Genomic DNA, 21,565 nt, shown 5'->3' on the forward strand with positions numbered 1-21,565 from the left:
CCCCATCAGGGCCGGTGCGTGACTTCTCTCATCTTGGTATGGCCACCATGAACGCCTAGAGCCCGTCCGTCAAAAAACGAACGGACTCCAAGAGTCGCGGTGCGACTCAGCCGATCAGAGATCGGCGGGCGGGATTTCGGCCAGCTCTTCCGGCGTCACTTCCTTGTCGGTGACCTTGGCCAGCTCGATCAGGTAATCGACGACCTTGTTCTCCAGGATCGGGCCGCGCAGACCGTCGGCTGCCTGCGGGTTCTTGCCGAAGAACTCGAAAACGGCCTGCTCCTGACCGGGGTAGCGCATGGCTTCCTGACGAACCGCCTGCATCAGTTCTTCACGGGTGACCGTGATTTCCTTGGTACGGCCGATCTCTGCCAGGAGCAGACCCAGCTTGACGCGGCGCTCGGCAATCTTGCGGTAATCGGCGCGCAGGGTGTCTTCATCCTTGCCCGCGTCTTCCTCATCCATCTCACCCGAGGCGCGATCCTGCTCCACGCGCTGCCAGATCTGGCCGAACTCGCTCTCGACCATGCTTTCGGGCGCTTCGAAATCGGTCTTGCCTGACAGGGCATCCAGCAGCTCGCGCTTGATGCGCAGACGCGACAGCTGGCCGTACTCGCCTTCCGCCTGCTTGACGATGATGTCGCGCACCTGAGCGATGTTTTCGAAACCGATCTTCTTGGCGAGTTCGTCATCAAGCGCCGGATCGACCGGGGTCTTGAGCGCATTCGCCTTGATGTCGAAAGTCGCTTCCTTGCCAGCCAGTTCCTTGGCCTGATACTCGGCGGGGAACGTGACCGTGATCACCTTCTCTTCGCCAGCCTTCATGCCTTCGAGCTGCTCGGCGAACCCAGGGATGAAGCCCTCGCCACCGATTTCGACATTGACGTCCTGCGCCGTACCACCATCGAACGGCGTGCCGTCGAGCTTGCCGACGAAGTCGCAGTTCACGACATCACCCGTGCCAGCAGCGCGGTCTTCCTCGATCGTCTCGAAGTTGCGCTGGCGCTTGGCAAGCTCGGCGAGTGCCTTGTCGATCGTCTCATCGCTCGGCTTGGCCGTCAGGCGGGTCAGTTCGAGACCAGACAGGTCAGGAACAGAGATTTCGGGTAGCACTTCGAGGTCGATCTTGAATTCCAGATCGCCTTCGCCCTCACCACCGGAAACCAGCTCCACCTTCGGCTGGACAGCCGGGCGCAGCTTGTTGTCTTCGAGCACCTTGTTGGTGGCTTCGTTGACGGCCTGCTCGAGGATCTCGCCATTCAGGGCGGCGCCATAACGCTGCTTGACCAGCGAGGCGGGCACCTTGCCGGGGCGGAAGCCAGGCAGGTTGATGGTGCGGCCGAGCTCGGCGAGACGAGCGGCGCGTCGCGCCTCCAGATCGCCAGCCGGCACAGTGACGGTAAAGCCGCGCTTCAGACCTTCGGATTGCGTTTGGGTAACCTGCATCTGTCAGGCGATCCTCTATTGACCGGGTTGCCATCGGGGCCCCGCACCCGGCTTCATCGCAGCACGGGCAAGGCAGGAAGCCCCGACTAAGGAGAAATTTTTGGTACGGGCGGAGGGACTTGAACCCCCACGACTTGCGCCACCAGAACCTAAATCTGGCGTGTCTGCCAATTCCACCACGCCCGCACACACTCGGTTCAGCCAGAGCTGCACCGTCAAGCGCGCCGCTTTACAGCAAGATCATCCTTTTCACAAGACAGGCGCCGCGCCCGATCGATGGCCTCGGCGCGGGCATCGCCCAGATGGGCGTCCAGCGCCTCGACTATGGGCCAATTTCCGGCGCGCAACCCTGCCTCGCCATGGAGCCAAGCCCCCGCACAGGCGGCCTCCCAATGAGGCATGCCCGCTGCAAGTAGAGTTCCAATCACACCGGCCAGCGTATCGCCGGAACCCGCCGTAGCCAGAGCCGGGCTTGCATGATCATTAAGGGCAGCGCGGCCATCAGGGGCGGCGATCACGCTAACCGCCCCCTTGAGCAGCACCACCGCCCCGATGCGTTTCGCGGCGTCTCGCGTCGCACTCACGATATCCTCACCCGGCGCCCCGAAGAGTTTGGTAAATTCTCCGATATGAGGCGTGATGACTGCTACGCCAGCCAGCTTCTCCGGTGCATCGGCAGCCCAGCCCAGCGCCCCAGCATCGGCAAGAATGCATTTCCCGGCCGCAATCAGCTGCGGCAGGCTCTTCGCAACCTCTCCAGGGGTCAGCCCAGGCCCGCAGAGCCATGTTTCGCGCCTGGGGTCCCCGAGCAAAGCATCGAGCGGTTCTTCGTCGATCACGAGTCCCGGTGCGCCCAGCCTGTAGGCTTCGGCACTCGCTCCGGCGCTGATGCGCACGAGCCCCGCCCCACTGGCACGGGCACCCGCCGCCGCGAGACGCGTTGCCCCCGGCATAACTTGTCCGGCGCAAAGGCTGACGACACCCCTGCTGTATTTATGGTCCTGAGGGGTCATCTCGGGGATAGACCAGAGCCCCGGCTGGTTGAGAAAGAGATTCGGCTTTGCATGAGTTAGGCAATCCTGCGGCATCCCGATATCCGCGCAAACAATGTCGCCACACGATGCGCGACCGGGATAGAGCACATGACCGGGTTTGGGCCTGACAAAAGTCACGCTGCCCTCATACTGCGGCCCCTCGACGAGCAGAGCGCCGGTCAGGCCATTCACAAAGCTCGGCAGGTCAACGGCAATCAGTCTGCGCGACGCTGAAAGCACTGCCATGATGGCATCGGAGGGCGCCCGGTCGAGCCCTGCTCCAAAAATCGCATCGATCACCAGATCCGCTCTGGCAGCATTCGCAGCCGTGAAGTCAACACGATTACCCCGGAAGCGTTCGGCTGCCTCCGCCGCAGGACTGCCTGCCCGCGGCTCGGCCAGTGGGGCAACCTGCACTGGCCAGCCGGCCCGTTCCAGGTAACGCGCAGCTACATAGCCATCTCCTCCATTATTGCCGGGACCGCACAGCACCAGCACGCGACATGGGGCATAGCGTGCGCGAACTGCCTGCGCGACGACCCAGCCCGCGCGCTCCATCAGGGCGCTGATTCCGGTCGAACGGCTGGCCATGGCATCCATGGCGGCGCATTGCGCAGGCGTCGGAAGGGAAAAACGCAGGACTGAACGCATCTGGGGCTTACTCCGCTGTTGATGATTTTGCGCAGACTGCTAGGGAACGTTGCATTAAACCGCCGGTATGCATGATCCCGCCCTTTTGAGGGACGAGCACCCCTGGCCCTGATTTCTTGTGGAGCATTCATGTCCAACCCGTATCTGTGGAGCGTCATCCTCGCGCTGCATCTTCTATGCATGGCCTATTGGATTGGCGGCGGGCTGTATGCGGCGCTCGTAAGCCGCAGCACGGTGGCCCTGCTCGAGCCGGCGCAGCGCCAGAATGTCCAGATCCAGTTGATCGCACGCTATTTCCGTGCGCTCCTGCACATCATTCCAACGGCTCTGATCACGGGATGGCTGCTCGTCATTCACGCTGGCGGCTTTGCGACGATGAGCCTGCCGATCAATATCATGCAGGGGCTTGCATTGGTCATGGCCCTGGTTTTCGTCAATGCCTATCTCGGGCCGTTTCAGAGCCTGCGCCGCGCCATACGCCCCCAACCCGCACTGTTCGACGCCGTGCGCAAGCGCGTGATGCTGATGGTAGCGATCGGAGTTCTCACGGTGTTTTTCGCCGCCATGGGCGGTAATGTCTGACCTGACGAAGCCCTGCCGTTTCAACCACAGATCATGGGTCGCGATGCCTTGCGGCGTCCCCTCTGGCTAGGATACCGTAAAACCTTGCCTTTTGCGGGATTTCCAGATAACGCACAGGCGATTGGCCAGCCATCTCAGCTGGCCGCTCTGTAAATATGCCGTGCCGACGCATCGCATCATTTCTAGACCTCCAAAGTTATCAGAGAGCAGTTTGACCGCAAAATCGATCGCAGGTTCCGCAAAGACCTCCCCCACACGCAAGAAACGTTCCACCTCGAAGACGGAACTCCCCGTGATGGAGACTGTGTCTGACACGCAGCCGCGCGACGCGCAGCCCGCAACAGAGACCGGTGCTACCAAGGTCAAATCTGCTCGTAAGCCAAGGACTGCAACGACGAAAGCACCTGGCACCGCGACGAAAGCGGCGTTGAGCAAGCCCGTCAAGGCAGTGAAGACCGGTGTAGAGGCGGACTCTGTCAAATCAACGAAGCCCAGGGCGACCAAGGCCCCAGCGAAAGCGGTTGCCGCCAAGGCTTCCGAGGTCAAATCCGAGCCCGTCACTGCCGCGATGCCTACGACTGAAGCACCGCCCATCAAGCGTGGTCGCGGTCGCCCGCGCAAAAATCCGGTCGTAGCGCCTGTGGTCGAGGCCCCCGTGCCGAGCCCGGCAGAGTCTGAGGCGGCAAAGCCTGCGCGCGGCCGCAAGCCCGGCCCGAAGGCCACAGCGAAGACCTCCCCGGCAAAGGAAATCGCCGCAAAGGCGGCGAAAGCAAAGCCTGCCGAGGCCGCAGCCGAGACACAGGGGGAGCCCCCTGCCGAGCTCCCCCGTGACGCAGCCCCGGCAAAGGGGCGTCCAGGACGCAAGCGCAATGCCGCGAGCACGACCGCTGCACCGGCCCGTCGCGCCGCGGTGAAGGATGCCAAGGCAAAAGCCGACGCGCAGGAAAATGCGCCGGAAATCGCCCCGAATCCCGTAGAGAAGACCGAGCCAGTCTCTTCCGTCGTTGCCCAACCCTCCGATGAAGCCCCGGCGGAGGCTCAGGCCGCCTCGCGTGGGCGTCGCCGACGCAGTGGCCGCAAGAGCGCGGAAGGCTCTTCAGCACCCACTGCTGAAACCGCCCCAGCGCCCGAAACCGAGATCGCGGCTGCGCCTCTCGATGAGGCGATGAAGGCTCTTGTCGACGCGCCCAAGCCGCTTTTCTCCGAACTCGGCCTTTCCACGCCGATCATGCGCGCCATTGAGGAAATGGGGTACGAGCATCCAACCCCGATCCAGGCCCGGGCTATCCCTGTGGTTCTGGGCGGTCAGGACGTGCTTGGCGTGGCCCAGACGGGAACGGGCAAGACGGCCTCTTTCACGCTTCCAATGCTCGAGCGTCTGGCCGGATCGCGCGCCCGCGCACGCATGCCGCGCTCCCTGATTCTGGAGCCGACGCGTGAACTCGCGCTTCAGGTAGCGGAGAACCTGACCCTTTACGGCAAGCATCTGCGCCTGAACCACGCCCTGCTGATTGGCGGCGAGAGCATGGCCGATCAGCGCGCGGTGCTGAACCAAGGCGTGGATATCCTCATTGCAACGCCGGGCCGCCTGATGGATCTGTTCGATCGTGGCGGGCTATTGCTGACCCATACAAGCATTCTCGTGATCGATGAAGCCGATCGCATGCTCGATATGGGGTTCATCCCCGATATCACCCGTATCGTCTCCATGCTGCCCGTTCGTCGTCAGACACTGCTTTTCTCGGCAACCATGGCGCCGGAAATCCGCACACTGGCCGATCAATTCCTGCATCTGCCGGAAGAGATTACGGTATCACGCCCCTCCTCGGTCGCGACAACCATCGAAGAAGCGCTTCTCGTCGTCGACGAGGCCGACAAGCGCCGCGTTCTGCGCAAGCTGCTGAAGCGCGAGAACGTGCAGAACGCCATCGTGTTCTGCAATCGCAAGCGCGATGTCGATGTCCTCTACAAGTCGCTGCACAAGCATGGTTTCGCGGTCGGTCATCTCCATGGCGATCTGGCTCAGTCGCTGCGTTTCAAGACGCTCGAGCGTTTCAAGGCGGGTGAACTGCAGATCCTTGTCTGCTCCGATGTAGCCGCGCGCGGCATCGATATCGGCGGGCTTTCGCATGTGTTCAATTTCGACCTGCCGTTCAATGCAGAGGATTACATCCACCGTATTGGACGCACCGGTCGTGCAGGCAAGACCGGCCATGCATTCAGCCTCGCTACGCCGCGCCAGAAGCAGCTGGCCGAGGCGATCGAGAAGCTGAAGCACGCCCCGCTTCCAATGATTGAGATCGACGGTATCGAGACCCTGCCCTGGGCCGATCCGGAGCAGGACGGCGCTCAGCCGGAGCGCCGGGAGCGCCGTCAAGGGAAGGATCGCGGTGGCCGTCACAACCGCCATGGCGAGAGCCGTGACCGTGACCGTGACCGTGACCGTGACCGTGACCGTGACCGTGACCGTGACCGTGACCGTGACCGTGACCGTGACCGTGACCGGGTTGCACCTCAGGAAGCGCCGCGTCAAGAAGCCGCGCCAAAGCAGGAAGTCCGGGCTGAGCGCGGCTCTGTGGCCCCTACCTCGTCCTTCGATCACGATACGCCGCGCACCGGGTTCGGCCATGAAACGCCTGCCTTCATGCTCTTGCCGCGCCGCAATCGGCGCATCGAGCAGGACGAGCAGGTCGGACCGATCCAGCATCGCGGCACAGTCTGATCCCTGATGCCCAGTATCGTTGAAGCCGAAATTCGCGCCTTTGGCGCGAATGGCGACGGGCTTGTGCTGATTGATGACAAGCCCGCCTACATCCCTCACGCCGTGCCGGGTGACCGGATGCGTCTTCGCGTGGGGGATGACCGGCAGGTCGAGGTGCTCGACCTGCTTTCCCCTTCCCCTGAACGCGTATCGCCCGTCTGCGCGCTCTTCGGGCAGTGCGGTGGTTGTTCCATGCAGACCACTGCCCTCCCCGCATTGCTCGACTGGAAAACCGCGCTTGTGCGCCACGCTCTTGAACGGGCAGGCTTCCGCACGCTCCCGCGCGTCACCTCCGTCCAGGTCCCTCCCGAGACGCGCCGCCGTATCGATCTGGCCTTCCAGCGGCAGCCGGGTCGACTCGTTCTCGGCCTCCATCGCCGTCACGGCGATGTCGTCGACATGACAGAGTGCCATGTCGTGCATCCTGCGCTCCTGGCGCTGCTCGACCCGTTGCGCCACGTCCTGTCTTCGCTCGGCGCAGTGACAGGAGGCGGTGATCTCCAGATCAATCTCTACAGTTCGGGTCCGGATATTCTGCTCTCGACCGATTCTGCGTTGGCGCCGACCGACCGCGTAAAACTCGCGGCGTTCGGGCGGGATCACAGGATTCCCCGTATCTCATGGAAGTCGAGGCGCCGCCCCGAGCAGGGATTCGAGATCGTCGCTCAGCAGGGACCCGTCTTCCATGCCTTCGGTGCGGTCAAGCTGTGCCCGCCCCCTGGCGGGTTCCTGCAAGCGACGGAACAGAGTGAGAGCGCCATCGCTCAGGCAGTGCTCGATGCGCTGCCCTCGCTGAACAGGCGCGATCCTATCGTTGAGCTCTTCGCGGGCTTTGGTACGTTGACGGTTCCCATGGCCCAGAAAGGGCGCGTTTTCGCCTATGAAGGGCATTTCGAGGCGATCTCAGCCCTCAAATCAGGGGCGATCGGTCAGAGAATCGAAACAACGCACCGCGATCTGACACGCCAGCCCCTGATCGCCAAGGAATTCACCAAGGCCCGCGTGGTCGTGCTCGATCCGCCCCATGCGGGAGCGTTGATCCAGATGGACCATATCGCACGCTCCGGCGTGGAGGATATTGTCTATGTGAGTTGCAACCCGCAAGCGCTCCAGAAAGACTCTGCTCTTCTGCAGAAAGCGGGATACGAGGTGCTATCCGTTTCGGTTATCGACCAGTTCCTCTGGTCTACGGAAGTTGAAGCCGTCGTCAGCTTCACAAAGAGCAAAAAGAGACTTTCACGCCGTCAGACGTGAAAGCTCTCACCGCACCCGCAGCGGCCCTTTTCATTGGGATTGGTGAAGGTAAAGCCTGATTCGAGATCCTTGACCTCATAATCCATTACCGTCCCGATCAGAAACAGGGTCGCCTTGCGATCGACCAGCACGTCCACCCCATGATCCGTCACACGCTCATCACCGGGCAGGGCCGCATCGACGAAACTCATGTCGTAAGACATGCCCGAGCATCCGCGCGTGTTCACCCCGATACGCAGGAGTTGGCCCTTGTTTGCGCCTTCATACAGTTTCCTCAGACGCGAGGCTGCACGCTCGGTCATCCGCATGAGAGGAGGCAGCGCCCGGGGGGCCGCGACCTTGATCGGGGCCTGTTCTGTCTGTGTCGCGCTCATACTCGTTTCCCTGTTCAGAACATGTTCAGTGCAAGCCGGGCATCGTCGCTCATGCGGCTCATATCCCATGGCGGATCCCAGACGATAGCGACGCTGGCCTTGCTCACCCCGGGAAGAGCGGCCACGGCCTCGCGCACCTGCTCGGGTAATTCCTGTGCGCTCGGACAATTGGGCGCCGTAAGTGTCATTTCGATATCGACGCGCCCGTCATCATGCAGATCGATTGCATAGATGAGCCCCAGCTCGTAGATATTGACCGGGATTTCCGGATCATAGACCGTGGCAATGGCGGAAATGACGCTGTCCTCATCGGGAACACCGGCCTGGTCTGCAGCAACGGTTTCCTCGGGCGGAGCGCCGAGCGGTCTGGTCAGGATGTGACCCTCTTCAGACATGAATGACCTCCCTCAATCAGACCAGCATCTGTCGGGCGCGCGCAACGCCCTTGACCAGTGCATCGATATCGTCGCGTGTGGTGTAAACGCCAAAGCTCGCCCGTGCTGTGGCGGTGAGCCCGAGCCGACGGATCAGCGGTTCGGCGCAATGCTGTCCAGCGCGTATGGCAATGCCCTGGCGATCCAGCAGAACCGCCAGATCATGTGGGTGCGCCCCATCGACAATGAAAGAGACGACCCCGCCCTGATCGGCAGGCGCGCCAACGAGCTTCACGCCCTCACTGCCGCCCAGCACGTTACGGGTATAGGCCACGAGCGCCTTTTCATGGGCGGTGATCGCTTCGGCACCCAGCTCTTCCATGAACGCGAGCGCCGCGCCGAGCCCGATGACCTCGATGATCGGCGGCGTCCCTGCCTCGAATTTATGCGGCAGCCCGGCCCAACTCGATTTCTCGAAGCTGACGCTCTCGATCATCTCCCCACCACCCAGGAAAGGCGGCATGGCATTGAGCAGCTCGGACCGGCCCCAGAGCACCCCGATGCCGGTCGGGCCATAGAGCTTGTGCCCCGTGCAGACGAAGAAATCCGCCCCGAGCGCCTGCACATCAATGGCGCGATGCACGGCTGACTGCGACCCATCGAGCAGGATCTTTGCGCCATGCGCATGCGCCAGACGCGCCAGTTCATGCGCCGGCGTCAGCGTCCCCAGGACATTCGACATATGGGTGATGGCCACAAGCCCGACACGCCCGTCCGAGAGCAGGCTCTCGTAAGCGTCGAGGTCCAGATCCCCGGTCTCGGTGATCGGCGCCACGCGGAGTTCCAGCCCGGCTCGATCGCGCAGCATCTGCCACGGAACGAGATTGGAATGATGCTCCAGCTCGGAAATCAGGATCGCCTGGCCCGGCTTCAGCAACATGCCATAGGAATGCGCGACGAGATTGATGGCCTCGGTGCTGTTACGCGTGAAGATGATTTCACGGCGATCCGGCGCCTTGAGAAACAAGGCGGCCTGGGTACGCACCGATTCATAGGCCTCGGTCGTGCGCTCGCTCATCCAGTGCAGGCCACGATGGATGTTGGCGTATTGATGCTGCATGGCCTGAGCCATGGCCGCAATCACGCTATCCGGTTTCTGAGCCGAGGCCGCGCTGTCCAGGAAGACCAGCGGACGGCCATGAACTGTCTCAGACAAGATCGGAAACCGGTCCCGCAAGGACGCGAAACGGTCGAGCACGTCTCCTGACATGATCACCCTTCCCTGTTCAGCCACCAGGCTTCGACGCGCTGGTCCAGGAGGGCATAAGCAGCCTCATCGGTGACCAGAGCGAGCGCGTCGAGCAGGAAGGCCCGGACGAGCATGGCTTTCGCGGTTTCATAGGGTACACCACGCGCCCGCAGATAAAAAAGCTGCTCGTCATCGAGTGCGCCCACAGTGGCACCGTGGCTGCACTTGACGTCATCAGCGTAGATCTCGAGCTCGGGCTTGCTGTCGATCTGCGCCTTTTCGGACAGAAGCAGCGCCTGATTCATTTGATAGCCATCGGTCTTCTGGGCGATACGATCAACATAGATCTTGCCCTGAAAAACACCATGCGCCGCATCCATCAGCACGTTCTTGACCGTCTGGCGAGAATTGCAGTCCGGTGCAGCATGGGTGATGACGGAGGTCAGATCGGCGTGCTGCGTACCAGCCAGAAGCTGCGCCGCATTCACATGCACGGTCGCATGCTTGCCACCCAGATGCGCCAGAACCTCATGACGCGACAACCTGGCGCCGAGCGTCAGAGTGAAGCTGTCATAAGTCCCATGCTCGGCAATGCTTGCATTCACAAGCGCCAGGTTCGCAGCCTGCACATCATCCTGCTGGACACGCAGATGGGTCAGGTGAGCCCCTTCGGCCACGGATACCGTCAGAGACGGATTAGCCAGATAGGCGCCTTCACCCGACTGGATATCGAGAAGGGTCAGGGTCGCTTCTTTTTCGAGCGTGACCTGATGCGTAAGATGCGTCGAAACCGGCCCTTCCCCCGAAACCAGAGAGACGAGACAGATCTGACCGGCCTCTATGCCTGCGGGAACCGTCAGGGACAGACCCGGCTGCTGCAGGGCGCTGTTGAGAACGCTGAGCGGACGGTCCGCCAAAAGCGGCGCCTCAAGCGCGGTCAGGATGACCGCCTCGGGAAGGCGCGTCAGCTCGGGAACAAGCACGCCGTTGACGAACACGACACGAGAGCCGCTGCGAGCCTCGGGAGCAAGGCGCGCCAGAAGGGCTTCCGCCTCGCCCAGCGAAACGGGCGCCGGCTGCTCGAACCCGATGCGATCAACATCGCGCAGCGGTGTATAGCGCCACGCCTCGAGACGACGCTGGGGCAGACCCTGACGGGCCAGGAGTTCTCTCGCTTCGCCTTTATGGGCGCGTGCGAGAAAAGACCCGATTGCAGGCGAAAAAGCGACGCTTTCGCTCATGCCACCGCCTCGAGATATTGCTGATAGCCCTGCGCCTCAAGCGCCAGTGCGACCTCGGCACCGCCACTATGAATGATCCGGCCCTTGGCCATGACATGTACGCGATCCGGCTTGATGTAATCGAGCAGACGCTGATGATGCGTAATGATGAGCGCGGAGAAATCAGGCCCACGCAGGCTGTTCACGCCCTCGGCCACAATACGCAGTGCATCGATGTCGAGGCCGCTATCCGTTTCGTCGAGGATCGCGAATTTCGGGCGCAGCATACGCATCTGAAGCACCTCGTTGCGCTTCTTCTCGCCGCCGGAGAAACCGACATTCACGTTGCGCTTGAGCATCTCGTCCGACATGTGAAGATGCTTGGTTTCCGCACGCACGGCCTTGAGGAAACCCACGGCATCCAGCTCGTCTTCCTTGCGGGCGCGACGCACGGCATTTACCGCGGTGCGCAGGAAATTGGCGTTGTTCACACCCGGCAGTTCCACAGGTGCCTGAAACGCCAGGAAGACGCCAAGAGCCGCGCGCTCCTCCGGCTCGAGGGCGAGCAGATCCTCACCCATGAAATGCGCGCTGCCGCCCGTCACTTCGTAATCCTCGCGTCCGGCAAGCACGTAGGACAGAGTGGATTTGCCCGACCCGTTCGGCCCCATGATCGCGTGGATCTCGCCCTTGGGCACATCGAGATCCAGACCGCGCAGAATCTCCTTGGGGGTTCCGTTATCGTCGATCTGCGCACAGAGACCGGAAATTTTCAGAAAATCATTCATGTTGCGGCTCTTTACCCGACGCTACCTTCAAGACTGAGTTGCAGGAGCTTCTGCGCTTCCACTGCAAACTCCATGGGGAGTTCCTTCAGGACATCCTTGCAGAACCCGTTGACGATCAGACCCACAGCGTCCTCTTCGGAGAGGCCGCGCGAGCGACAATAGAAAAGCTGGTCTTCGGAAATCTTCGAGGTTGTCGCTTCATGCTCGACGCGTGCCGTCATGTTGCGGTTTTCGATATAGGGCACCGTATGGGCGCCACACTGATCCCCGATCAGGAGGCTGTCGCACTGCGTGAAGTTACGCGCGCCGCGTGCCTTGGGCATCATACGCACCAGACCGCGATAGGTGCTGTCCGAATGACCCGCTGAGATGGTCTTGGCAATGATGGTCGAGCGCGTATTCGGCGCCAGATGGATCATCTTGGTGCCCGTATCGGCCTGCTGGCGATTATTGGTCACGGCGACCGAGTAGAATTCGCCCACCGAGCCCTCGCCTGCCAGAATGCAGGACGGATATTTCCACGTGATCGCGGAGCCCGTCTCGACCTGCGTCCAGGAAATCTTGGCGTTGCGACCACGACATGCACCGCGCTTGGTCACGAAATTATAAATACCGCCCGTGCCGTTCTCATCACCCGGATACCAGTTTTGCACCGTCGAGTATTTGATCGTGGCTTCATTCATCGCCACCAGCTCGACCACGGCTGCGTGAAGCTGGTTCTCGTCGCGCATGGGTGCCGTGCACCCTTCGAGATAGGAAACAGTCGCGCGGTCCTCACAGATGATCAGCGTCCGCTCGAACTGCCCTGTGTTGCGGGCATTGATGCGGAAATAGGTCGAGAGCTCCATCGGACACCGCACGCCCTCCGGCACATAGACGAAAGAGCCATCCGTGAAGACAGCCGAATTCAGCGCTGCAAAGAAATTATCGCTGACCGGCACGACGGAACCGAGATAACGCTTCACGAGCTCGGGATGCTCGCGAATGGCATCCGAGATCGGGCAGAAGATTACCCCGGCCTCTTCCAGCGTCTTGCGGAAGGTCGTCACAACCGAGACGGAGTCAAATACCGCATCCACGGCCACAGGCAGCCGCTCGGCCTGATCGGCACCCTCGACACCGGCCAGGATGGCCTGCTCATGAAGCGGGATACCGAGCTTTTCGTAGGTGCGCAGCAACTCGGGATCGACTTCTTCCAGCGATTTCGGACCGGGCTTCTTCTTCGGCTCGGCGAAGTAGAAAGCATCCTGATAGTCGATGGCCGGATATTCCGGCTTCTGCCATGTGGGTTCTTCCATCGCCTGCCAGGCGCGGAAGGCCTGCAGGCGCCAGTCGAGCATCCATTCAGGCTCCTGCTTGCGCGCAGAGATAAAGCGGATGGTTTCCTCGCTCAGCCCCTTGGGCGCGAATTCCATCTCGATATCGGTTTCGAAGCCCCATTTATAGGTCGACTGGCCAAGGGTTTCGACGGCTTCGCGTGTTTCGGTTACGGCTGGCATGTCATCCCTCCCCGGCAGGCTGATGATCCGGCATATGGTCCGGGGCCACGCAGCGCGACGCAGGCATGATGCTGCCTGACAGATGGGCGCGGCTCATATCGGCTAGATTGATGGATTCGAGGGTCGAACGGATGGCCTTGTTGACCATGTCCCACTGTCCGGAGGAGAGCGCGCAAAGCGATTTGGCTTCGCAAACGCGCCCCTCGACACAGGCTGTAAGAGCGATCGGCCCGTCGACTGACGTGATCACGGCAGCGATCGAGATATCGGAAAGCGAACGCGCCAGGCGATAGCCGCCACGAGCCCCGCGATGCGAGGCGACGAGGCCATCGGCAGCGAGACCCTTCAGCAATTTCGCGACAGTCGGCTCCGGCACACCCGCGGCACCCGCAAGCGCGGTAGCCGTTACGAGCGCGTCCTGTTGGCCAAGCTGCACGAGCAGAACCGTAGCGTAATCGGCGAGTTTCGATAACCTGAGCATTCTGCTCCCTCGATCAGTTCCGCATGAACAGAAATTAAAGACCTAAATGGTGCTATTTTTCTAGCAGATGCGCGCGCGAAGGCGCTGCGTCAACCCTTTTCGCCTTTTGTGATGCCGATAAAAACAGGGTTCAGCCGAGATGGCCGAAACACAGCCTCATGAGCATGTCCAGAACGGCCCCCACCACGAAGCCGACCAGCGTGCCATTGATACGAATGTATTGCAGGTCGCGGCCAACACGCTGCTCCAGTCGTGCTGAAAGCTCCTGCGGGTCCCAGCGCTCCATGACCGAGGCGATATAAGCGGCAAGCTTGTCGCGCAGCGAAGGCAGGATACGGACGAGCGTGGTCTTGAGCGTCTGCTCCAGACGCGCCCGCATGGCCGGATCATGATCGAGCTGATCGGCCAAGCTCAGCAGCGCCGCCTCGATGACACTGCGGCTCCATCCGTCCTCACAGGCCAGATCGGCTTCGGCCAGTCCCCTGAAGCGCTGCCAGATCTCGGACCACCACAGCTTCAGGCTGTCATGGCCCAGATAGCCCGATATCGCATCGCCAAAGCGCGCCCGACGCTCCGGGTCTTCTTCCAGACGGTCTATTTCCTGCCTGATCCACCCGGTAAATCCCTCGCGCAGTTCCGAGTCCTGCGGGTCTATCCGCTCCAGTTCCAGATAGAGCGCGGTGATCACGCGGTTGGCAACGGATGGGCCAATGGCCCAGCCGATCATGCGCCCCCCCTGCTCGCGCACGCGCTCCTCGATAAAGCTGCGCAGCGTGGCTTCACGCTTTTGCACGCCGAGCTTGAACCGCTCGAGCAGGGCGGACAGAACCTCCTGATGCAGCTCATTATCGACCAGCGCCCGGAGCGCCCTGGTCACGACCTTGATCGAGGTTTCGCCGCGCGCCAGAACAGGCAGCGCCTTGCCTATGGCGGCAGAAGCGCGCCCGTCCTCAAGCCGATCAAGCATATCGGGCACGCTACGTCGCAGGGCAGAGGCGGTGGCATTGGCCGTACGCGGCTGGCGCAGCAGATTGGCAAGAATGCGCGCCACATCCGCCGAGGCGAGCGCCCGCCCGGCATCTTCTTCCGTAAAGAACTGCGTCGAGACGAAACGCCCCAGCGCACGAGCCAGCCTCGGCTGCTGGCGAGGCAGAACCGCAGTATGCGGAATGGGAAGCCCCAGCGGATGGCGGAACAGCGCCGTTACCGCAAACCAGTCGGCAATACCGCCGACGACGCCCGCCCGCGCACCCGAGCGCAGCACCTCCAGCAGATAGCTGTCACGCACCCAACCCAATGCCGGGAGCCCGGCGGAGACGACCATCAGACCGCCCATCGAGACCAGAAGACCACCCGCCAGACGACGCGAAGCCCTCAGGCTGGCCAGCGCCTCGGCCTCGGCCGCAGCGTTATCGCTCATGCGCTCGGACGGGATCGACTGATCGGAATTCGGATGATGCATGAAGGATCGATTAGCACCGCCGGAACAAAAAGTCCTGCGCTCCCGCGATCCTCCATTGCCATTGCCCTGCGGGCATGGAAAACCGGTCACAATCCGTGAACCGACTTCAAGCGAGAGTGCCTTGTCCAATACCGCGCCGCATCACGCCTCTTCCGGAACGCCCGCCGCCAAGGCCGATCAGAAAATCGCTCCAGATATGCGAGAAGGCGCGGCTTTCGCCGAGCGCCTGACGGGCGAGATGCAGGCCCTGCAGGACCGGGCCACCCATGAACGCCACGCTCCCGACCCGATCGAGGCCCTGTCGAGCCAGATCGGCGACGAACTGATCGACGGCGCCGTATCGGTCTCGACACTCGAAAACGCCGTACGTGTGCTCCGCGATGGTAATCTCAAAGGCCGGGCCGCACGGTTGCGCAGCTATGTGGGTCTGAAGGATGATGGCGCGCCCCAGGACAGGTTGGTCGAGGCCGCCCGGAAAACGGTCGAGAGTTGCGACACGCTGGAGGCGCTCGTTTCACGCCTTTCCCGTCCGGGATTTGCCGCCGTCTTCACGGCACATCCGACTTTTGCTTTGGCCGATAACGTCTATCGCCACATTGTCGAAATGGCGACAGACCCCGCCCATCGTCTTCCCGAGCTGAAATCCCATCGTCGGGAGGCGGCGCCTACGCTCGCCCATGAGCAGAATCTCGCCCTCACGGCCATTTTGCGCGGACGCGACGCACTCGATATCTTCAACGCGGCCATTCTGGAACACGCCGCCAAGCGCTGGCCTGACCAGATCGAGAAACTGAACAGCCTCGATATCAAGACACTGATCCTGGCGACCTGGGTCGGGTTCGATACGGATGGCCGCAGCGACATTCATTGGTGGGACACGCTGCGCATTCGGCTGGCGCTCAAGCGCACACAGCTGGAGCGCCTGCGTACCCAGCTCGAATCCCTGCTGCCCCATTGCTCGCAACTCGTCGCGCGTATCGATGTCGCCCTGGGAGCCGTCAAGGAGCAGGAGGCCGCCTGCCCCGATCAGCACAGCCATGATGCCAGCGCCATCGCCGCCTTCGCGCAGGCTCTTGTGAGCCGTCGCGAGGCTGCCCTGATCTCGGCCGAGACACTGGCCCCACTTTTTGACGAGGCGCTCGCCCGGATCGACGCGAACCAGCGCGCAGCCCTTCTGACTGCGCGCTCGGGCTTCATGGCCCACGGGCTGGGGGCGGCGCATATCCATACACGCCTGAATGCTACCCAGATCTATAACGTAGTGCGCCATCGTCTGGGTATAGAAGACGATCCCACCATTCCGTCGCGTCGTCGCCTTGTGCTGTCGCAGATCAATGAAGCGCTCGAATCGCTGAAGGCACCGATCCCGGTCGATTTTGGCGCGGTCATGATGGAGCAATCCTCCGCCGGCCGTCTGATGATGACGATGGCACAGATCCTCAAGCACATCGACACGGCTACCCCTATCCGCTTCCTGATTGCCGAGACCGAGAGCGGTTACACGCTTCTGGCCACGCTCTGGCTGGCCCGTATGCTCGGCATCCGAGACGAGCAGATTCAGATCTCTCCGCTTTTCGAGACGCAGAGCGCACTCGAGCATGGCGAGATCATTCTGGAGGAAGCGTTCCGTTCTCCTCACTGGCGTCAATACATACGCAATAACGGACGTTTGTGCCTGCAATTCGGGTATTCGGATTCGGGCCGCTATATCGGCCAGCTCGCTGCAACCAATCTGGTCGAGCGCCTGCGTCTGCGCACGCTCGCACTCATGCAGAAGCATGACATGAAGGATATCGAACTCGTTCTGTTCGACACCCATGGCGAGAGCATTGGGCGCGGGGCTCATCCATTCAGTCTTTCCGATCGATTGAGCTATTTCTCGCCCGACCATACGCGCGGTCTTTTTGCGAAGGCTGGTATCAGTTTGCGTGAGGAAGCCGCTTTCCAGGGCGGCGATGGCTATACCCTGTTCGGCACGGCACCGCTTGCCGCCTCCACCATCGCGACCCTGGCGGAACATCTGGTGCGCCCGCTCTCGGCCACGCGCGACCCGATTTATGACGAGCCTGATTTTTCTGCGGATTTCTTCTCGACCATCGCGCTTGATATGAGCAGTCTGGTGGAAGATCCCGGCTATGCCGGGCTTCTGGGCGCCTTCGGACCCGCTCTGATCGATAAATCGGGCTCGCGCCCCTCGGCCCGCCAGGGTGACGGGATCAGCGTCACGCGCATCACGCATCCGAGCCAGCTTCGCGCCATTCCGAATAACGCCATTCTGGAACAGCTCGGCTGGTGGACCAATGTGCTGCAGGGTTTTGGCACTGCAGCATCGCGCCATCCGGAGACGTTCGAGAAACTTGCCCGTAGTAGCCGTCGCTTCGGTCTCGCGCTCGATTTTGCCCGGCAGGCGGCCGCCCATTCCGATATCGGGGCGCTGCGCGGCATCGTACGTCTGCTGGACCCGGGTACCTGGCTGGATCGCGCGGCCTCGGCCCGCAATGAGGAACAGCGCAGCCAGCATCTGGTGCTGGCCCATGGTCTCGAAGGACTTGAGTTCTGGCGCAGCCTGCCCGCGATGTTCCGCCGCATCCAGGCCGATAACATTGCGCTTGAATCGGTCTGGAGCCATACGCTCAAGATGAGCGCGCAGGAGCGGACACTCCATGCGATACGCCACGCCGTGATCGGACAGATCTGGCTTCTGGCCACGCGTATCCCCTATTTCAGCCCGCGCAATGACATCAATCGGGAGACCCTGCTGCGCCTTGTCTTGCAGCTCGAAATCCCGGCGGTGCTCAAGCGCCTCTCGGAGATCTTCCCGCAATCCGCCGGTATCGTGACCGATCTGGATTTCCATGAGCCAAGCGGCCCGCGTGACGATCACGGCTTCAATCGCGAGCATGAAGAGATCTTCGCCCCCATGGCGCGTCTCTTCGCGGTACTGCGCGAAATCAGCGTCGCCGTCATGCATGCCAATGGATCATTCGGCTGAGACGCCAAGTTGGGAGGGCAGCGCCATGAGAGAACGCGTCTTCGGCATAGGGTCATGCCATCCCAAGCGCATTCTTGGGCTGGCGATGACAATGGCCCTGGTTCTCCCGCTCCCGGCGAGCGCCGCCGAGCTGCCACCTCTGCGGCCCCACGCCCTGAACGAGGGTGAAACACGTTTCGCGCTTGGCGGAAAACTGGACCCGAGAGCGATCAGGGAGATCGCGCCCGACGGCGTTCTGCATGTGCTGCAGAGCTGGCGCGAGAATGGGAATGCTTGGGGATATCACGACCTCACGGTGACCGTGCGCGATACCGAAGGTCGCTTCTCTCTGGTAGGCAGCGACCCCCTGCCAGAAAACGCAAAGGACGGGCTGCGCGATCATTTGCAGGATGCCCCCCATACAGGCGAAGACGCCATTCTTTCCCTTGCCTTTGCGACTTCAGCGGACCCGGCGCGCCCCGGGTTTTATCTGGTGGAGTGCCAGAGGATGATCGATGGCCCGGTGCCAGATCCGGCTCCCGCCCGGCTTATTTACTTCAAACTCGTTGCCTCGGATGGCACGCCGGGCTGGACACCTCTTTACTTCCAGTTTCAACGCGTCGTTCAACTGGAGGGCCGTTTTGACTCGGCAGACGAGGCCCTCAAAAAGGCATTCCCGCCAGGGCGATAGAGAGGGTGCGCACGCGCCTGGCGATATGGACCCGGGCTCAGCGAGATGTTAATCACGCAAGCGTGAGGTCTAACTCTCTTCCGGGGAGCAAGGCCGGTTTTCTCCGTGGAGATTTGACATGCATCTGATCTGGACCCTGATCGTCGGCTTCTTTGTCGGGCTGATCGCCAAGTTCCTGATGCCCGGGCGCGATCCGGGCGGCTTCATCATCACGATCTTCCTCGGCATTGCCGGAGCGCTTCTGGCCAGTTGGATCGGGCAGAAGCTTCATTTTTATCATCCCGGACAACCTGCCGGCTTCGTGGCCTCGGTATTCGGCGCCATGATCCTGCTGCTCGTCTATCGCCTCTTCGCCTCAAACAACCAGCAAGGATAAAAGAAAGCCCCCGGCATCGATGCCGGGGGGTAAAGGCGGCTGAACCACGGTCCAGGGGATTATTTCCCCGTGCGAAGGGATTATTCCCCCGTCCAGCCCTTGTAGCTGTCCACATTGTCCCGCGTGATCAGCGTCGGGGGCATCAGTCTCACCGTGCCCTTGGCGACCTTGCCGTCCTTGATGGCCTGTCCCATTGCGATACCGTCTTTCCCCATCTGATAGGGATCCTGGCTGGCCGAAGCAACGACCGATGAGCGTGGGTCCTTCAGTGAAGAGACGATATCGGGCGCGCCGTCGACGGAGGTGACGACAATTCCCTGACGATGGGCCTGACGGATGGCAAGATCGCCGCCAATGGCCTCGGGATCGTTGATTGCGAAAACACCCTTCAGATTGGGAAAGCGCACCAGGAAGCCCTGCATGACCTTGAAGCCAAGGTCGCGTTCAGCCCCGCCATTCTGATCGTCGCTGACAATCTTGATCTCGGGATATTTGGCGAGAACTTCCTTGCAGCCCTTCACGCGATCGATGATCGACGAGACCTGCGGACCGTTTTCGATCGCCACCTCGCCTTTACCATCCAGCTTCTTGGCAAGGTATTCGCATGAGATGCGTCCCGCCGCGACGTTATCGGTCTGCACCGTTCCATCCACACCGGCCGAGGCGACGTCCACTGCGATGACGGTAGCGCCAGCTTTCTGAACGCGCTTGACCGCAGGCATCACGGCCTGGGGGTCCACCCCATTCAGCAGAATCAGGTTCACACCGGAAGTGACGAAACTGTCCATCTGCGAGAATTGCTTGTTGAGATCGTAATCCGCAGAAAGCGCATTGATGCTGGCACTCGGGGCCACGCTCTTGAGCTGCGTGGTAGCACCTTTCACCAGCGCGACGAAATACGGGTTTCCGAGCGATCCGACTGAGACGCCCACATTGCTGATGCCATCGGCCCGAGCCGCCGGGGCAGTGAGAACAGTGGAAAGGGCGAGCGCGCCGAGGAAGAATTTTGTGCGAGTGATCATCTTGAGACATCCGAAACGGAAGAAAGACAAACTAGGTGAGCGTTTGACCCGGGGCGAAGGGACAATGGCCCCGGGGGTGAGCCCCTGAGAGGCCCACCTTGGGAGGCCCGGGCAGACCCCGGGGGAGCGCAGTGTCAGGTGCGCGCCGTCGGTGCCCGGAAGCGGTCGAGTGCCACGGCCACAATGATGACCAGACCCTTGACGATGAACTGCCAGATATCCGACACTCCGATGAGAATGAGGCCATTAGTGAGCACGGCGATCAGGAGCGCCCCGACGAGCGTGCCCCAGATCGAGCCGATCCCCCCGACAAAGGACGTGCCGCCCAGAATGACCGCGGCGATGGCATCGAGCTCATAGGACTGACCAAGCTGCAGGCCATTTGCCGCGTAAAGGCGGGCAGAGGACATGACGGCGCCAAGCCCTGCGAGCAGACCCGAAGCCGCGTAAACGAACATCAGGACAAGCCCGACGCGAATACCGGCCAGGCGCGCAGCGGAGGGGTTGCCGCCGATGGCGTAGATATGCACGCCCAGAACCGTACGACGCAGGATGAACCAGCTCGCCACGACCACAGCAAAAGCGATGACCGCAAGCCAGGGAATGGTGAAGGTCGAGGTGATCGCGATGCCATCATTGCCGATCCAGGCGAAGGAAAGATCGGGATTGAAAATCGTGCGGTCATTGCCCATGAGCCGGGCGAGCCCTCGTACGGCGGTCAATGTACCCAGCGTCACGATGAAGGGCGGAATCTTGACCCCCGCAATCAGTGCGCCGTTGAATACGCCGATCAGCAGACCTGCGCCGAGACAAGCCGGCACAGCCAGCCAGGCCAGATGGGGCAGTAGCGAGACAATCAGGCCGCACATGGCTGCGAAAGCCAGAATGGAGCCGACCGACAGATCGATACCGCCCGTTAGGATGACGAAGGTCATGCCCGAGGCCAGCACGGTATTGATGGATGCCTGCTGGGCAATGATCGAGAGATTCTGGCCCGACAGGAACCGATGCCCGCCGAGAAAATGAAAGCCCAGCGCCAGAAGGATCAGAACGGGCAGCATGCCAGCTGCCTGCATGATGCTGCGTGTGGTTGCGCGCGCGTTCAGCTGGGCGGCTGGTGAGGCCGCCACCGCCGGGTTGAGAGTATTGCTCATTGACGTGATATCCTAGGCGGCGATTGGCGAAGGGGAGGCAAGCCCGACAGCAAGAGACATGATGGCCTCCTGCGTGMTCGCACTGCCTTCGAGTTCACCCGTGAGATGACCCTCGCGCATGACGAGAACGCGGTCACTCACGCCAATGATCTCGGCCATTTCGCTTGAAATGACGA

General features: G+C 61.7%; 18 protein-coding genes and 1 tRNA gene. 6 read left to right on the forward strand and 13 right to left on the reverse strand.

Translation table 11 applies throughout. The features are described from left to right. Positions 1 to 114: 114 nt before the first annotated feature. From tig to C0V97_RS10710, 3 genes are all read right to left on the reverse strand, one after another. On the reverse strand, positions 115 to 1,446 hold the full coding sequence (gene tig / locus C0V97_RS10700; RefSeq protein WP_127102582.1) for a trigger factor: 1,332 nt from the start codon (positions 1,444 to 1,446) through the stop codon (positions 115 to 117). Positions 1,447 to 1,547: 101 nt separating this feature from the next. Next, a tRNA-Leu gene (locus C0V97_RS10705) sits at positions 1,548 to 1,632 on the reverse strand. 29 nt (positions 1,633 to 1,661) lie between these two features. Continuing rightward, positions 1,662 to 3,131, reverse strand: a complete 1,470-nt coding sequence (locus tag C0V97_RS10710) for an NAD(P)H-hydrate dehydratase (RefSeq protein ID WP_127102583.1) — start codon at positions 3,129 to 3,131, stop codon at positions 1,662 to 1,664. A gap of 129 nt (positions 3,132 to 3,260) precedes the next feature. Between C0V97_RS10710 and C0V97_RS10715 the strand changes: the two genes are divergently transcribed. The 3 genes from C0V97_RS10715 to C0V97_RS10725 all read left to right on the forward strand — a co-directional run bounded on the left by C0V97_RS10715 (position 3,261) and on the right by C0V97_RS10725 (position 7,728). Further along, a complete protein-coding gene (locus C0V97_RS10715) occupies positions 3,261 to 3,713 on the forward strand; it encodes a hypothetical protein (RefSeq protein ID WP_127102584.1) in 453 nt (150 codons plus the stop codon). A 295-nt stretch (positions 3,714 to 4,008) separates the two neighbouring features. Next, positions 4,009 to 6,435 (forward strand): DEAD/DEAH box helicase, encoded by a 2,427-nt coding sequence (locus C0V97_RS19010; RefSeq protein WP_127102604.1) that lies wholly within the window; start codon positions 4,009 to 4,011, stop codon positions 6,433 to 6,435. Positions 6,436 to 6,441: 6 nt separating this feature from the next. Continuing rightward, a complete protein-coding gene (locus C0V97_RS10725; RefSeq protein WP_127102585.1) occupies positions 6,442 to 7,728 on the forward strand; it encodes a class I SAM-dependent RNA methyltransferase in 1,287 nt (428 codons plus the stop codon). Here C0V97_RS10725 and C0V97_RS10730 read toward each other — a convergent pair. The 8 genes from C0V97_RS10730 to C0V97_RS10765 all read right to left on the reverse strand — a co-directional run bounded on the left by C0V97_RS10730 (position 7,719) and on the right by C0V97_RS10765 (position 15,175). Beyond that, positions 7,719 to 8,102 carry an iron-sulfur cluster assembly accessory protein gene (locus C0V97_RS10730; protein WP_127102586.1) on the reverse strand — a complete coding sequence of 128 codons (384 nt, stop codon included), beginning with the start codon at positions 8,100 to 8,102 and terminating at the stop codon, positions 7,719 to 7,721. The two genes, C0V97_RS10725 and C0V97_RS10730, sit on opposite strands and share 10 nt — an antisense overlap. Before the next feature lie 14 nt (positions 8,103 to 8,116). After that, a complete protein-coding gene (locus C0V97_RS10735; RefSeq protein ID WP_127102587.1) occupies positions 8,117 to 8,497 on the reverse strand; it encodes an SUF system Fe-S cluster assembly protein in 381 nt (126 codons plus the stop codon). A 16-nt stretch (positions 8,498 to 8,513) separates the two neighbouring features. After that, on the reverse strand, positions 8,514 to 9,746 hold the full coding sequence (locus C0V97_RS10740; protein ID WP_127102588.1) for an aminotransferase class V-fold PLP-dependent enzyme: 1,233 nt from the start codon (positions 9,744 to 9,746) through the stop codon (positions 8,514 to 8,516). Between the two features lie 2 nt (positions 9,747 to 9,748). Further along, entirely contained in the window at positions 9,749 to 10,966 is a 1,218-nt protein-coding gene (gene sufD, locus C0V97_RS10745) for a Fe-S cluster assembly protein SufD (protein ID WP_127102589.1), read from the reverse strand. Next, the gene (sufC, locus tag C0V97_RS10750; RefSeq protein ID WP_127102590.1) at positions 10,963 to 11,733 is read right to left on the reverse strand and encodes a Fe-S cluster assembly ATPase SufC; all 771 of its coding nucleotides are present in this window, start codon (positions 11,731 to 11,733) and stop codon (positions 10,963 to 10,965) included. Before sufC ends, sufD begins: the two co-directional genes overlap by 4 nt. A gap of 11 nt (positions 11,734 to 11,744) precedes the next feature. After that, the gene (gene sufB / locus C0V97_RS10755) at positions 11,745 to 13,232 is read right to left on the reverse strand and encodes a Fe-S cluster assembly protein SufB (RefSeq protein WP_127102591.1); all 1,488 of its coding nucleotides are present in this window, start codon (positions 13,230 to 13,232) and stop codon (positions 11,745 to 11,747) included. A gap of 1 nt (position 13,233) precedes the next feature. Continuing rightward, positions 13,234 to 13,713, reverse strand: coding sequence for an SUF system Fe-S cluster assembly regulator (locus C0V97_RS10760; RefSeq protein ID WP_127102592.1), 480 nt, complete (start codon positions 13,711 to 13,713; stop codon positions 13,234 to 13,236). 130 nt (positions 13,714 to 13,843) lie between these two features. Then, a complete protein-coding gene (locus C0V97_RS10765; RefSeq protein ID WP_233582104.1) occupies positions 13,844 to 15,175 on the reverse strand; it encodes a DUF445 domain-containing protein in 1,332 nt (443 codons plus the stop codon). 196 nt (positions 15,176 to 15,371) lie between these two features. Here C0V97_RS10765 and C0V97_RS10770 point away from each other — a divergent pair, with 196 nt between their 5' ends. The 3 genes from C0V97_RS10770 (at position 15,372) to C0V97_RS10780 (ending at position 19,213) form a co-directional block, all read left to right on the forward strand. Further along, positions 15,372 to 18,167: a phosphoenolpyruvate carboxylase gene (locus C0V97_RS10770; protein ID WP_127102606.1), complete on the forward strand. Its 2,796-nt coding sequence runs from the start codon at positions 15,372 to 15,374 to the stop codon at positions 18,165 to 18,167. A gap of 25 nt (positions 18,168 to 18,192) precedes the next feature. Then, the gene (locus C0V97_RS10775) at positions 18,193 to 18,837 is read left to right on the forward strand and encodes a hypothetical protein (RefSeq protein WP_127102593.1); all 645 of its coding nucleotides are present in this window, start codon (positions 18,193 to 18,195) and stop codon (positions 18,835 to 18,837) included. A gap of 118 nt (positions 18,838 to 18,955) precedes the next feature. Then, on the forward strand, positions 18,956 to 19,213 hold the full coding sequence (locus C0V97_RS10780) for a GlsB/YeaQ/YmgE family stress response membrane protein (RefSeq protein WP_127102594.1): 258 nt from the start codon (positions 18,956 to 18,958) through the stop codon (positions 19,211 to 19,213). 80 nt (positions 19,214 to 19,293) lie between these two features. On the opposite strand, the gene C0V97_RS10785 is transcribed toward C0V97_RS10780, so the two are convergent. Next, positions 19,294 to 20,235, reverse strand: a complete 942-nt coding sequence (locus C0V97_RS10785; protein WP_127102595.1) for an ABC transporter substrate-binding protein — start codon at positions 20,233 to 20,235, stop codon at positions 19,294 to 19,296. A 134-nt stretch (positions 20,236 to 20,369) separates the two neighbouring features. Beyond that, complete coding sequence (locus tag C0V97_RS10790; RefSeq protein ID WP_127102596.1) at positions 20,370 to 21,389, reverse strand: ABC transporter permease subunit; 1,020 nt, start codon at positions 21,387 to 21,389, stop codon at positions 20,370 to 20,372. Between the last annotated feature and the right edge of the window lie 176 nt (positions 21,390 to 21,565).

The sequence above is a fragment of the Asaia sp. W19 genome (assembly GCF_003994335.1).
Taxonomy (GTDB): Bacteria; Pseudomonadota; Alphaproteobacteria; order Acetobacterales; family Acetobacteraceae; genus Asaia.

Coding starts and splice junctions, on each gene's coding strand:
- C0V97_RS10785 (WP_127102595.1), bottom strand. CDS start 20,235: ATGATCACTCGCACAAAATTCTTCCTCGGCGCGCTCGCCCTTTCCACT.
- sufB (WP_127102591.1), bottom strand. CDS start 13,232: ATGCCAGCCGTAACCGAAACACGCGAAGCCGTCGAAACCCTTGGCCAG.
- C0V97_RS19010 (WP_127102604.1), top strand. CDS start 4,009: ATGGAGACTGTGTCTGACACGCAGCCGCGCGACGCGCAGCCCGCAACA.
- C0V97_RS10770 (WP_127102606.1), top strand. CDS start 15,372: ATGCGAGAAGGCGCGGCTTTCGCCGAGCGCCTGACGGGCGAGATGCAG.
- C0V97_RS10765 (WP_233582104.1), bottom strand. CDS start 15,175: ATGCATCATCCGAATTCCGATCAGTCGATCCCGTCCGAGCGCATGAGC.
- C0V97_RS10710 (WP_127102583.1), bottom strand. CDS start 3,131: ATGCGTTCAGTCCTGCGTTTTTCCCTTCCGACGCCTGCGCAATGCGCC.
- C0V97_RS10735 (WP_127102587.1), bottom strand. CDS start 8,497: ATGTCTGAAGAGGGTCACATCCTGACCAGACCGCTCGGCGCTCCGCCC.
- C0V97_RS10780 (WP_127102594.1), top strand. CDS start 18,956: ATGCATCTGATCTGGACCCTGATCGTCGGCTTCTTTGTCGGGCTGATC.
- sufC (WP_127102590.1), bottom strand. CDS start 11,733: ATGAATGATTTTCTGAAAATTTCCGGTCTCTGTGCGCAGATCGACGAT.
- C0V97_RS10760 (WP_127102592.1), bottom strand. CDS start 13,713: ATGCTCAGGTTATCGAAACTCGCCGATTACGCTACGGTTCTGCTCGTG.
- C0V97_RS10725 (WP_127102585.1), top strand. CDS start 6,442: ATGCCCAGTATCGTTGAAGCCGAAATTCGCGCCTTTGGCGCGAATGGC.
- C0V97_RS10775 (WP_127102593.1), top strand. CDS start 18,193: ATGAGAGAACGCGTCTTCGGCATAGGGTCATGCCATCCCAAGCGCATT.
- C0V97_RS10715 (WP_127102584.1), top strand. CDS start 3,261: ATGTCCAACCCGTATCTGTGGAGCGTCATCCTCGCGCTGCATCTTCTA.
- tig (WP_127102582.1), bottom strand. CDS start 1,446: ATGCAGGTTACCCAAACGCAATCCGAAGGTCTGAAGCGCGGCTTTACC.
- C0V97_RS10740 (WP_127102588.1), bottom strand. CDS start 9,746: ATGTCAGGAGACGTGCTCGACCGTTTCGCGTCCTTGCGGGACCGGTTT.
- C0V97_RS10790 (WP_127102596.1), bottom strand. CDS start 21,389: ATGAGCAATACTCTCAACCCGGCGGTGGCGGCCTCACCAGCCGCCCAG.
- sufD (WP_127102589.1), bottom strand. CDS start 10,966: ATGAGCGAAAGCGTCGCTTTTTCGCCTGCAATCGGGTCTTTTCTCGCA.
- C0V97_RS10730 (WP_127102586.1), bottom strand. CDS start 8,102: ATGAGCGCGACACAGACAGAACAGGCCCCGATCAAGGTCGCGGCCCCC.